Genomic DNA, 12,616 nt, shown 5'->3' with positions numbered 1-12,616 from the left:
CTATTACTGATACTATTAGTTAAAACAAACTTTATAACTTTACAGTATTAAACTTTACAATAATGAGTCGACAAATAAAACTGATTTGGGATTTTCGTGGCCCGGCCGCTGAACATACGGCAAAACACCATGAAATACACCTGAAAGAATATATAGCTTTAGAAAAACTGCCACTAAACATAACAGGCTATGATGTGCTTAATGATATGCACACCATAGCCTGGATGGTGGTTACTGAAGATTATATGATACCTGTGCGCGATGCTTTAAAGCCGCACCGTGGTGAGGTGTATAGTTCTTAGTTGATGGTTGTTGTTGGTTCATGGTAGTTTCACCTGGCTTATTGAAGTTACTAATAACCGATAACCATCAACTGACAACTAATTGGCTACCTCGCTAATAAATTTAATGCGCATCAGGCGTAGTTCTTCAGTATCGTAATCGCCATCGAATTCTTTTAGTGCCTCTTTGATATTATCACTTTCAGATTCCATAAAGTAATCATGAATTTCTTCCTGCTGGTCATCGTCCAGTATTTCATCTATCCAGTAATTGATATTGAGCTTAGTGCCACTGTAAACAATCTGTTCCATTTCTTTCAGCAGGTCGTCCATTTCCAGCCCTTTTGCTTTGGCAATATCGTTTAAAGAAAGTTTGCGGTCTATATTTTGTATAATATATAATTTAAGCGCCGAGTTTGCGCCAGTAGTTTTTACCACCAGGTCGTCAGGCCTTATAATATCATTATCTTCAACATAACGGGCAATAAGGTCGGCAAATTCTTTTCCGTATTTTTTTGCCTTTCCTTCACCCACGCCATGTATGCTGCCAAGCTCCTGTGTAGTTACAGGGTACTTAAGTGCCATATCTTCTAAAGACGGATCCTGAAACACTACAAAAGGCGGAACACCAAGTTTTTTAGCCACTTTTTTACGCAGGTCTTTCAGCATGCTTATAAGTACCTCATCAGTTACCCCTGATGATTTTGCAGCAGTAACCGTAGCCTGATTGTCACTTTCATCATAATTATGGTCTTCCGTCATCATAAACGATTCAGGATTTTTTATAAAAGCCTCGCCTTTAGGTGTAAGTTTCAGTACGCCGTATGACTCGATGTCCTTAAGCAACATATCTTCAACAAGTACCTGGCGTATTAGCGCCATCCAGTGCTTTTCATCATACTCCTTACCGGCTCCAAAAAAGGGCTGTGTATCAGTTTTATGTGCCTTTATAGTAGAGTTAACCTTACCTGTAAGTGTAAAAATTATTTCTTTGGCTTTATATAGTTGGCGTGTATCGCGCACTGTTTTCAACAGGGTTACCACCTGGTCTTTTGCTTCGGTTTTCTTTTTCGGGTTGCGGATATTATCATCCATTTCGGCTCCTTCGCCATTTACCTCATCAAACTCCTCACCAAAATAATGCAGTAAAAACTTCCTTCGGCTCATAGAGGTCTCGGCATAGGCTACTACTTCCTGCAACAGGGCAAAACCTATTTCCTGTTCGGCAACCGGCTTGCCGCTCATAAATTTCTCTAATTTTTCTATATCTTTATAGGAGTAGTAAGCAAGGCAATGGCCTTCGCCACCGTCACGTCCGGCACGCCCGGTTTCCTGATAGTAGCTTTCAAGCGATTTGGGTATGTCATGGTGAATTACAAAACGCACATCGGGCTTATCTATACCCATACCAAAAGCAATAGTAGCCACTACCACATCTACATCTTCCATAAGGAACATATCCTGGTGTCTGGCACGTGTTTTGGCATCAAGGCCGGCATGGTATGGTACGGCACTAATGCCGTTTACCTGCAGTACCTGGGCAATTTCTTCTACTTTTTTACGGCTAAGGCAATATATTACACCGCTTTTGCCTTTGTATTGCCTTATAAATCGTATAATATCGCCCTCTACGGTTTTTTGCTTGGGTCGTACCTCATAAAACAGGTTAGGCCTGTTAAAAGATGCCTTAAATACATTAGCATTAGACATATCCAGGTTTTTAAGGATATCCTCCTGTACTTTTGGTGTGGCTGTAGCGGTAAGGCCAATTACAGGCACATCGCCCAAATTTCGTATTATATTGCGGAGGTTGCGGTATTCAGGACGGAAATCATGCCCCCATTCTGATATACAGTGTGCCTCATCAATTGCTACAAAAGAAATAGGTACCGATTTTAAAAATGCCGTATACTCTTCTTTAGTAAGCGATTCGGGGGCTACATACAATAATTTAGTAAGGCCCGAGGTAATATCTTTTTTAACCTGGTTTATTTCGGTCTTGGTAAGGGAAGAGTTAAGCACATGGGCTATTCCGTGTTCTGATGAGAGGCTGCGGATGGCATCTACCTGATTTTTCATCAGTGCTATCAGTGGCGACACTACTATGGCAGTGCCGTCAAGCACAAGGGCAGGTAACTGGTAACAAAGTGATTTACCCCCGCCTGTAGGCATTATTACAAATGTGTTGTTTCCTGATATTATACTTTTAACAACACCTTCCTGAAGACCTTTGAATTTATTAAAACCAAAATATTTTTTTAACTCTTTATGTAAGTCAATTTCGGTCGATTTCATTATATCTTTAATAGTAAATTACATAAATTTGCACAACCTAAATATACAAAAATCTTTAATACGCACAACTTTTTAAACTTTTCGCGAGATTGATTGATAACGAAGCAATACTGGCCTGCGCCAGGAAAACCATCCTTTCTGAAAGTGAGAGCGTTGCTGCCCTGGCGCAATATCTTGACCATGATTTTACCGAATCGGTACAAACAATATACAATACAAACGGGCGGGTAATAATTACAGGTATTGGCAAAAGTGCGCTTATTGCCGCTAAAATTGTTGCCACTTTAAACTCTACTGGTACGCCTTCGGCATTTTTACATGCTGCCGAAGCCATACATGGCGATTTGGGTATGATAAGGCCCGGCGATGTAGTAATTTGTATATCAAAAAGCGGCAACAGCCCGGAAATTAAAGCCCTTGCCCCGCTGCTTAAACGCGATGGCAATATACTTATTGGCATGACCGCAAATAAAGAATCTTACCTGGCAAAAGAATCCAATCTTATACTTCATGCGTATGTGGAGAAAGAAGCCTGCCCCAACAACCTTGCACCTACCAACAGTACCACGGTGCAACTGGTAATGGGAGATGCGCTGGCCATATGCCTTATGGAGATGCGTGGTTTTACACCTGAAGATTTTGCTAAATACCACCCCGGGGGCTCTTTAGGTAAAAAATTACTACTACGTGTGGGCGATATGCTGGATGAAAGCCATAAGCCTATGGTAAAACCGGATGACAGCGTAAAAGTGGCTATACACGAAATTTCTGAAAAAAGGCTTGGCGCCACTGCAGTTGTAACAGATAATACTGTAACAGGTATAATTACCGATGGCGATGTAAGGCGTATGCTGAATGACAGGGATAATATTTCAGGCGTAACGGCTGCTGATATTATGACACGCAACCCTAAAACAGTTGCCTCTTATGATATGGTAGTGGATGCCTTTAATACTATGGAAAATTATGCCATAACCCAGCTTGTGGTGGTTGATGGTAACGAATATAAAGGGATATTGCACCTGCACGACATTTTAAAAGAAGGAATAGTATAAATACATGGCGAAAACAAAAAATAAAACGGGCGAAATGTCTTTTCTTGACCACCTTGAAGAACTAAGGTGGCTGCTGGTAAGAAGTTGTATTGCTATTGTAATTGGCGCAAGTGTGGCTTTTGCTTTTAGCCGCTATATTTTTGATAATGTAATATTTGCGCCTTCTAAGCCCGATTTTGTTACCTACCGTTTTTTTTGTGACCTTGCTTTAAAGTATGACCTTGACAAAAGTTTTTGTGTAGATGAAATTCCGTTTAAAATACAGAGCCGTACTATGGACGGCCAGTTTAGTACCGATATCTGGATTTCTATACTTATAGGTTTTATAATAGCGTTTCCGGTTATATTAAGGGAATTCTGGAAGTTTATAAGCCCGGCTTTATATGACAATGAGCGTAAATATGCCGTATCGTTTATACTGGCATCTTCTTTACTGTTTTTTGCCGGGGTACTATTTGGGTATTATATAATAATGCCGCTTTCTATAAACTTTTTAAGTAATTACCGCATAAGTGATGTTATAGAGAATAACATTGACCTTGATTCTTACCTGAGCCTGGTTAAAACCACCGTTATTGCCTGTGGGCTGGTATTTGAGCTGCCTATTGTAATTTACTTTCTGGCCAAGGTAGGGTTGGTGTCGGCATCATTTTTGCGCAATTACAGGCGGTATGCCTACGTAATTATATTACTTTTGGCGGCTATTGTTACCCCACCGGATATTGTTAGCCAGATTATTGTTACCATACCGCTGGCAATATTATATGAGGCCAGTATACTTATAGCATCACGCATGAATAAATTACCCAGAAAGGCATAATTATGGCTGATATAGTAGAAGAGTTTAATGAGTACCGCCAGAAAATGAACGAAAAATTACTGGCAGACAATAATAAAGTTATAAAGCGTATATTTAACCTTGATACCAATGCCTATATGGAGGGCGCCCTTGATGTAAAAACCAAGGAGCTATTGGGGCTTGTAGCTTCGGCGGTATTGCGTTGCGATGATTGCGTAAAATACCATCTTGAAACTTCTTATAAGGAAGGTTTAAATAAAGTAGAAGTAATGGAGGCCTTAAGTATTGCAACCCTTGTAGGCGGTACCATTGTTATACCGCACCTGCGCCGCGCTTATGAATTTTGGGAAGCGCTGGAGGCGGGTTCCGATAAATAATACACTATGAAATTAAGGGCAGAAAATTTAGTTAAAACATATAAAGGACGTAGTGTTGTAAAAGGCATTTCGGTTGAGGTAAACCAAGGTGAAATTGTAGGGCTGCTTGGCCCTAATGGCGCCGGTAAAACCACATCTTTTTACATGATTGTAGGGCTGGTAAAGCCCAACACCGGTAAAATATACCTGGATAAAATGGAAATTACCAATTTCCCGATGTATAAACGTGCCCAGCATGGTATTGGTTACCTGGCGCAGGAGGCTTCGGTATTCCGTAAGCTGAGTATTGAAGATAACATTTTGAGCGTATTGCAGCTTACAAAGCTTTCTAAAAAAGAACAGGAAGCCAAAATGGAATCGCTTATTGATGAGTTTAGCCTGCAGCACATACGCACCAGCCGTGGTGATTTGCTTTCGGGTGGTGAGCGCCGCCGCACCGAAATTGCCCGTGCCCTGGCAACCGATCCTAAGTTTATATTGCTGGATGAGCCTTTTGCAGGGGTAGACCCCGTAGCAGTTGAAGATATACAGCGTATTGTAGCCCAGTTGAAAGACAAAAATATAGGCATACTTATAACCGACCACAATGTGCAGGAAACCCTTGCCATTACCGATAAAACCTACCTGATGTTTGAAGGAGGTATATTGAAGGCCGGCGTGCCTGAAGAACTGGCTAATGATGAGGTGGTACGTAAAGTTTACCTGGGGCAAAACTTTGAGTTACGTAAAAAGAAACTGGATTTCCAGATGCACCGCAATGCGCCTGAAGTGCCGGATCAGGAAAGTCTTTAATTTTTATCTCCTCTTTTTTAGATCTTTATAACTACCAATAGTACTTATAGCATTCATAAGCTTTTGCTTTTGCTTTTGATTGTTGCATGATAACACCATACAAAAAGCAAAGCCATTTTTTACAGTTGCATAGTATTGCTGGCTGATATTAATACCCTTATAATTATTATGTGCGTCCATAATATCAAAATCAAATCCGGCTATGGTTTCATGCCGATAGGTTGGGCTTATTTTTAAAGAGATATTTGACTGCGATAATATTTTTTTAGCATCATTAAGGTAATCGCTACCGCTTTTAATATGGTTAAAATTTTGCACGTTTTCTGCGAGAATCATTATACTGGGGTTGTACGTTTGTGTATTGGTTGCAGGGTCATACTCAAAAGCTGTTAAAAGATTAGCGGTGTTTATTTCAGATTTCTCTATAGACTCTTTTAATTTTTTGTTCTCTCCAGATACTATTTCTTTACCGCTTTCCATTAACACTGCTGTCTCATCTGCAGTTTGTATGTCCCATCCTTTGGGAATTTCGATACTAAAGTCAAAAAACTTATTTACATATATAGTACTGTCTTTTATGCTGCCGTAATCAAACTTTTCTGTATTAATTGCATTCTCTTTTTTGCACCCGGTGCAGCACGCACTCATTAAAACAACAGCTATTACTATCAACGATATTTTTTTCATAAAATGTAATTGGTTAGCCTGCAAAAATAAGAGTATTTTGGTTTCACTTAAAAAAATTAAAAGTATATCTTTCAAATTTTTTGAACGATAATTAACACATTTTCAAGATATGTTTATTGATTTGGTGGTTAAATTTGTTAAATAAATATGTAAAGTTATGGCAACAAAAAAAATACAGATATCTACAGCGCCATCAAAAAGCGATATAATAGACCTTTTTGCCGATTATTGCCTTATGCATGGCCATAAGCCTGCTTCGGTATATAAATTTGCTAAAGATAATGGTTTTGAAGAGGCAGAATTTTATAAGTATTTTAGTTCTTTTGAAACCCTTGAGCGTTTTTATTTTACAGAAATGTTTGCCCACACCATGGAAACCCTGGAAAAATCGCCAGCGTATGCCGATTTTAGTGGCCTTGAAAAACTTTCTGCTTTTTACTTCACCTTTTTTGAAATGGCTACTGCCAACAGGAGTTTTGTGGTATACAGCCTTACCAAAGGCAGCAGCAACATAAAAAATCTTTTGAAACTTAAAGAGTTGCGTAGAGAATTTACAGTATTTGCGCAATCGGTATTAGAAAAACCTTTTGAAACCAAACATCCACGGGCTGATAAATTGCAACAGGATACCCTGCGCGAAGGCGCCTGGATGCAGTTTTTAACGATATTAAAATTCTGGCTGAAAGATACTTCTCCCGGTTTTGAAAAAACCGATGTGTTTATAGAGAAATCAGTTAAAGCATCGGGCGACCTGGTGTATAACTCACCGCTGCAAAGCCTTTTTGACCTGGGTAAATTTGTCTGGAAAGAAAAGTTCACAGTATAGTCCACAAGTTACTGGTTATCGGTTAGTTGTTTGGAAATAGTAATAGCCATAACTAAGACCTGAAACCCAGTAACTAAATCTAAACAACATGAAACGATTAGACCATATACCCACCAATAAAATTGAACGGGTTACCAAACTTGTGCATACCGGTGTAAAAATAGGGGGCAATTACCTTAAATATTACGGGCAACGCATGGTGAACCCAGAAACCACCAAAGACCGCCTGCACGAAGATAATGCTGCCGATATTTATGATGGCCTTAAAGAACTTAAAGGCAGTGCGCTTAAAGTAGCACAAATGCTTAGCATGGAAAAAAACCTGCTGCCGCAAAGCTATGTAGAAAAGTTTTCATTAAGCCAGTTCTCGGTGCCGCCACTCTCTGCGCCATTGGTTATGAAAACATTTAAAAAATATTTTGGGGTAGAACCTAACGTACTCTTTGATGAGTTTAGCCCCGAAAGCATAAATGCTGCCAGTATTGGGCAGGTACACAAAGCCCGTAAAAACGGTAAAGACCTTGCGGTTAAAATTCAGTACCCCGGTGTGCGTGACAGTATTGGTACTGATATTGCACTGGTAAAGCCTATAGCCCTGAGAATGTTTAACCTGCAGGGCACAAGCGATGAGTACTTTCAGGAAGTGGAAGATAAACTGATGGAAGAAACCGATTATACGCTGGAGCTTGAACAAAGCGAGGCTGTACGCAAAGATTGTGCAGTGCTTGAAAATATACGCTTTCCACAATATTACCCTGAGTTATCCTGTGAAAAAATTATTACGATGGACTGGATGCAGGGCATGCATCTTAGCGAGTGGTGCAAACAGGAACATACACAGCAGGAACGTAATAAAGTGGGCCAGGCGCTATATGATTTTTATATGTACCAGATACACGGGCTACATAAATTTCATGCCGATCCGCACCCGGGCAATTTTTTAGTGGATGAAGAGGCCAACCTTATTGCTATTGATTTTGGTTGTATGAAGGCGCTTCCATTAGATTTTTATACCCCGTATTATGACCTGATACAGCCCGAAACATTAGATGATGACACCCTGTTTACTGAAAGGCTTATTACGCTTGATGTTTTAAAACCCGAAGATAAGCCTGAAGAGTTTGTATACTTTAAACAGCTATTTCATGAACTGCTTAATGTGTTTGTAGAGCCGTACCGCCATGAACGTTTTGATTTTTCGGGCGAAGCTTTTAATACGGCTATTGCCGGGCTTAGCGAGCGTTTTGCAAATGATAAAAACATACGTAAAATGAATACCAACCGGGGCAATAAGCATTTTATATATGTCAACCGCACCTTTTTTGGGTTGTTTAGCCTATTATATGATATAAAGGCAGAGATAGATATTTATGCCTTTAAAAAGTACCTTGACTAATTATTTCTGATAGATGTTATAAATATTATGTTAATGAGAAAGGGCTGAATTTTTTTAAATTCAGCCCTTTCTTAGTCGTAATTTCAAAATTATCCTTTTTGCTTTAAATGTATTAGCAGGTTCTTCCACACATGGTTAAAGCCGTAGTCCCTATTGATACTTGTATTTGTGCACAATCGCCAACAGCATTTAAATTTGTATTATAAAATGACTGTTGAGCATCACCCATACAGCTTGCAAAATCTGTTGCACTTAAGAAATTAGGGCAAACAGCAAGTGTTGACCAACCTGTTGGGCATTCTCCTAAATCACTATTGGGAGCAGTTTGATTGTAAACGGTATCATATCCATTTGTAGATGAATTATAAGTATAACTTTGTAAAATTACTCCAGCATTTTCATTTATAAAAGAAAATTTCTTAATTTGAACTTTACCGTTATAACTTTCAAATTGTGCTATAGCTCTTGTGCAACCAGAAATTGATTGCATATCTATACGAAGATCATCTACAAGTCTTTTTGTAAAAATACTACAAGAATCTCTTAATTCATTGAGCGTAGAATAATTGAAAATTACTGATTTATCACCAACTCTAGCAGAATTTTGAGGTCTAACTCCTTCCCACAACGATGGATAATCTAAGTTTTTTAAACCTTCTAAATTTTCCTGAACCTTTAAATCGGAAGTGCTTTCATCAGTACAAGCAATGAAAATAGTTACAGTACTTAATAAGAATAGAAACAAAAATTTTTTCATAATATTGATTGATTTGGTTATTTAGCAAAAATAAAAAAAAGAAACATAAACCTAGGAAAAACAGGTTTTTAACAGTTACAAAATATTTTATATTAAAAGCTTATTCAAAGTTGTATTTTTTGGTGCCTGGTTGCTTTACAATCTAAAAGCTTTAGATATATTTATGCCTTTAAAAAGTACCTGCAATACTGTTTTAATAGTTATATTGTTATTTAGAGGCAGCTTTCGGGCTGCCCTTTTGTGTTTGCAGGTAAAACTTTTTTTAATCTAAAGCGGAAAACAGTACTTTTATCAGCACAATAAAAATGCAGTTTTACAATGGATATAAAAAATGCCCAGCAAGAGGTTGATAATTGGATAAAAGAACACGGTGTGCGCTATTTTAATGAGCTTACAAATATGGCACAGCTTACTGAGGAGGTAGGCGAGGTAGCCCGTATAATTGCCCGCCGCTATGGTGAGCAAAGCGAGAAAGAAAGCGATAAGGCAAAAGACCTGGGCGAAGAGCTGGCTGATGTGGTTTTTGTAGTATTGTGCCTTGCTAACCAAACGGGGGTAGACCTGCAGGCTGCATTTGATAAAAAAATGGATATAAAAGCCAAGCGCGATCATGACCGCCACCATAATAACGAAAAGCTGAAATAATGAAACGTAAGTTAATTAACTTAGCTACTGCATTTGTTATTTATTTTGCTATAGCCTGGCTTATAGAGCTTACTTTCGGCTGGGGCAGCAGCAACCCTTGGTTTTTAATATGCTTTTGGTCAGTTGCTATGGCATTGGCAGAAGTATTTTTATTTCAGCCTATGCGAAACCGCGCGAAACTGAAAAGGGAAGAAAAAGAAAAGAATAAGTAATGGATGTAAAAATAGCTATTGATAAGCCCGTTGCATCAGCAGCAATAAAAATTACAGGAAGTAAAAGCGAAACCAATCGGCTTTTGCTGTTACAGGCATTATATCCGCAAATTCAGATAGAAAACCGTTCAGAATCAGACGATAGTGAAGCCATGCAAAAAGCACTGGCCAGCAATAGTGATGTGATTGATATTCACCATGCGGGTACGGCCATGCGCTTTTTAACGGCTTATTTTGCACAAAAAGAGGGTAGGAGCGTACTGCTAACCGGCAGCCAGCGTATGAAAGAGCGGCCCATTGGTGTGCTGGTAGAGGCCCTGCGCAGCCTGGGTGCCGATATATCCTATACAGAAAATGAGGGTTATCCCCCCCTGAAAATCAATGGCAAAAAATTGTCGGGCGGCAAAACAGCAATACAGGCTGATGTAAGTAGCCAATATATTACTGCCCTGCTGCTTATTGCGCCAAAACTCGAGAACGGCCTTGAGCTGATACTTGAAGGGGAGCTAACCTCGGTGCCGTATATTAAAATGACACTGGGGTTGCTGCAAGAAGCCGGCTTTGTAACAAGTTTTACAAATAATATAATAAAAATTCAGCCAACAGCCAATAACCAAAAACCAACCACTATTATAGTTGAGAGCGACTGGAGCTCAGCTTCATATTTCTATTCTATAGTAGCATTAAGCCCGGAAGGTACAGCCATTACGCTCTCATCTTATAAAAAAGATAGCCTGCAGGGCGACAGTGCATTAGCCGAGATTTATAAAGATTTTGGTGTGGTTAGCACTTATAAAGATGACACTATTACGCTGACAAAAATAAATACTGAATTGTCAACTGTCAATTGCCAGCTAAACAACACGCCTGATATTGCACAGACAATAGCTGTAACCTGTTTTGGACTTGGTATAGGCTGCCACCTGACCGGATTGCATACATTAAAAATTAAAGAGACTGACAGGCTGGAGGCTTTAAAAACAGAATTAAGTAAGTTTGGCGCAGAAATTGCCGTAACCGAAGACAGCTTATCACTCAAACCGCATAACCTGTTTTCTGAAGGATCTTATTGTGAAACAAAAATAGAAGTTGCCACGTATAACGACCATCGCATGGCAATGTCTTTCACACCACTGGCTATAAAAACGTGCCTAATTGTGAAAGATTCCGGTGTAGTCAGTAAGTCGTTTCCTACTTTTTGGAAAAATATGCATCAGCTTGGGTTTTCAGTAGATGAAGTTTAGGTTTTAAGTTGTAAAACATTGGTTTTCAATTTAAATTGTAAATAAATCCCAAAACACTTGACAACGCCTGTTTACAGGTAGTATATTTGCATCCAATTTAAAATAGAGAAATGAAATTATCTAACTTCAATTTCAACCTGCCTAAAGAACTTTTGGCAGAATTTCCTACAGAAAACAGGGATGAGTCAAGGTTAATGGTAGTAAACCGTAAAGAAAAAACCATTGAACACAAGCTGTTTAAGGATATTATTGATTATTTTGACGAGGGAGATGTAATGGTGCTTAACAACACTAAGGTATTTCCTGCACGCCTTTATGGCAATAAAGAAAAAACCGGCGCCCGTATTGAGGTATTCCTGCTTCGAGAACTTAATAGTGAGCAGCGCCTTTGGGATGTTTTGGTTGACCCCGCACGTAAAATACGTATAGGCAACAAGCTTTATTTTGGCGATGATGACAGCCTTGTGGCTGAGGTTATAGACAACACTACATCACGCGGGCGTACGCTGCGTTTTCTGTATGACGGTTCTTACGAAGAATTTCGTAAAAAGCTTACAGAGCTTGGCGAAACCCCAATACCAAAGTACATAAACCGTGAGGTAGTTCCTGAAGATGCAGAGCGTTACCAAACTATTTATGCTAAGGAAGAAGGTGCAGTGGCCGCGCCCACAGCAGGACTTCACTTTAGTAAGCATTTGCTAAAAAGGCTTGAAATTAAAGGTGTCGATTTTGCAGAAGTTACCCTGCATGTTGGCTTGGGTACATTTAACCCGGTTGAGGTAGAAGACCTTAGCAAACATAAAATGGATAGCGAAGAGCTTATTATTACCCAACAGGCTTGCGATGTTGTAAATAAAGCTAAGGTTGCCAAACACAAAGTATGTGCTATTGGTACTACCAGCATGCGCGCCATGGAAAGTTCGGTGTCTTCTAACAAAACACTTAACCCGTATGTGGGGTGGACCAATAAGTTCATTTTCCCTCCCTATGATTTTAGTGTGGCCGATTGTATGGTAACCAACTTCCATACCCCGAAAAGTACGCTTTTAATGATGATTTCTGCCTTTATGGGCCATGATTTAATGCGTAAAGCATATGATGAGGCTATTAAAGAAGGGTACCGTTTTTATACCTATGGTGATGCTATGCTTATTTTATAAAGATAGTTTGTATTATATATTATATTAGTAAAAGCAGCTTTAGGGCTGCTTTTTTTATATTTATTACAGAGCGTAAGCGGGTTATAAAAA

The 12,616-nt window shown here is 39.2% G+C and carries 14 protein-coding genes; 11 read left to right on the top strand and 3 right to left on the bottom strand.

Annotation, left to right across the window (positions count from 1 at the left end; genetic code table 11):
• Positions 1-62 precede the first annotated feature (62 nt).
• On the top strand, positions 63-302 hold the full coding sequence (locus ABS766_RS10885; protein ID WP_408085184.1) for a hypothetical protein: 240 nt from the start codon (positions 63-65) through the stop codon (positions 300-302).
• 78 nt (positions 303-380) lie between these two features.
• On the opposite strand, the gene recQ is transcribed toward ABS766_RS10885, so the two are convergent.
• Positions 381-2,576 (bottom strand): DNA helicase RecQ, encoded by a 2,196-nt coding sequence (recQ, locus tag ABS766_RS10880; RefSeq protein WP_408085183.1) that lies wholly within the window; start codon positions 2,574-2,576, stop codon positions 381-383.
• 89 nt (positions 2,577-2,665) lie between these two features.
• Between recQ and ABS766_RS10875 the strand changes: the two genes are divergently transcribed.
• From ABS766_RS10875 to lptB, 4 genes are read left to right on the top strand one after another with little or no spacing between them, the layout of a single operon-like run.
• Entirely contained in the window at positions 2,666-3,631 is a 966-nt protein-coding gene (locus ABS766_RS10875; protein ID WP_408085182.1) for a KpsF/GutQ family sugar-phosphate isomerase, read from the top strand.
• Positions 3,632-3,635: 4 nt separating this feature from the next.
• On the top strand, positions 3,636-4,451 hold the full coding sequence (gene tatC / locus ABS766_RS10870) for a twin-arginine translocase subunit TatC (RefSeq protein WP_408085181.1): 816 nt from the start codon (positions 3,636-3,638) through the stop codon (positions 4,449-4,451).
• A 2-nt stretch (positions 4,452-4,453) separates the two neighbouring features.
• The gene (locus ABS766_RS10865; protein ID WP_408085180.1) at positions 4,454-4,807 is read left to right on the top strand and encodes a carboxymuconolactone decarboxylase family protein; all 354 of its coding nucleotides are present in this window, start codon (positions 4,454-4,456) and stop codon (positions 4,805-4,807) included.
• 6 nt (positions 4,808-4,813) lie between these two features.
• Entirely contained in the window at positions 4,814-5,599 is a 786-nt protein-coding gene (lptB, locus tag ABS766_RS10860; protein WP_408085178.1) for an LPS export ABC transporter ATP-binding protein, read from the top strand.
• A gap of 3 nt (positions 5,600-5,602) precedes the next feature.
• Here lptB and ABS766_RS10855 read toward each other — a convergent pair whose 3' ends face one another.
• Positions 5,603-6,286, bottom strand: coding sequence for a hypothetical protein (locus ABS766_RS10855; protein WP_408085177.1), 684 nt, complete (start codon positions 6,284-6,286; stop codon positions 5,603-5,605).
• Between the two features lie 157 nt (positions 6,287-6,443).
• Between ABS766_RS10855 and ABS766_RS10850 the strand changes: the two genes are divergently transcribed.
• Together ABS766_RS10850 and ABS766_RS10845 are read left to right on the top strand one after the other, a co-directional pair.
• Positions 6,444-7,112, top strand: a complete 669-nt coding sequence (locus tag ABS766_RS10850; RefSeq protein WP_408085176.1) for a TetR/AcrR family transcriptional regulator — start codon at positions 6,444-6,446, stop codon at positions 7,110-7,112.
• A gap of 88 nt (positions 7,113-7,200) precedes the next feature.
• Complete coding sequence (locus ABS766_RS10845; protein WP_408085175.1) at positions 7,201-8,508, top strand: ABC1 kinase family protein; 1,308 nt, start codon at positions 7,201-7,203, stop codon at positions 8,506-8,508.
• 112 nt (positions 8,509-8,620) lie between these two features.
• Here the strand turns inward: ABS766_RS10845 and ABS766_RS10840 are convergent, their stop codons facing one another.
• Complete coding sequence (locus tag ABS766_RS10840) at positions 8,621-9,265, bottom strand: hypothetical protein (protein WP_408085174.1); 645 nt, start codon at positions 9,263-9,265, stop codon at positions 8,621-8,623.
• Between the two features lie 318 nt (positions 9,266-9,583).
• On the opposite strand from ABS766_RS10840, the gene ABS766_RS10835 reads away from it, so the two are divergent.
• The 4 genes from ABS766_RS10835 to queA all read left to right on the top strand — a co-directional run bounded on the left by ABS766_RS10835 (position 9,584) and on the right by queA (position 12,526).
• Complete coding sequence (locus ABS766_RS10835) at positions 9,584-9,910, top strand: nucleotide pyrophosphohydrolase (protein WP_408085173.1); 327 nt, start codon at positions 9,584-9,586, stop codon at positions 9,908-9,910.
• Positions 9,910-10,122, top strand: coding sequence for a hypothetical protein (locus ABS766_RS10830; RefSeq protein ID WP_408085172.1), 213 nt, complete (start codon positions 9,910-9,912; stop codon positions 10,120-10,122). The genes ABS766_RS10835 and ABS766_RS10830 overlap by 1 nt, the downstream gene beginning before the upstream one ends.
• Positions 10,122-11,366: a 3-phosphoshikimate 1-carboxyvinyltransferase gene (locus tag ABS766_RS10825; RefSeq protein ID WP_408085171.1), complete on the top strand. Its 1,245-nt coding sequence runs from the start codon at positions 10,122-10,124 to the stop codon at positions 11,364-11,366. The genes ABS766_RS10830 and ABS766_RS10825 overlap by 1 nt, the downstream gene beginning before the upstream one ends.
• Positions 11,367-11,476: 110 nt before the next feature.
• Positions 11,477-12,526: a tRNA preQ1(34) S-adenosylmethionine ribosyltransferase-isomerase QueA gene (queA, locus tag ABS766_RS10820; RefSeq protein ID WP_408085170.1), complete on the top strand. Its 1,050-nt coding sequence runs from the start codon at positions 11,477-11,479 to the stop codon at positions 12,524-12,526.
• Positions 12,527-12,616: the final 90 nt, after the last annotated feature.

It is taken from the genome of Flavobacterium rhizosphaerae, assembly GCF_046000445.1.
Lineage (GTDB): Bacteria > Bacteroidota > Bacteroidia > Flavobacteriales > Flavobacteriaceae > Flavobacterium > Flavobacterium rhizosphaerae.
Note: the sequence above shows the minus strand (reverse complement) of the source record. Positions and strands in the feature narration are given on the sequence as shown.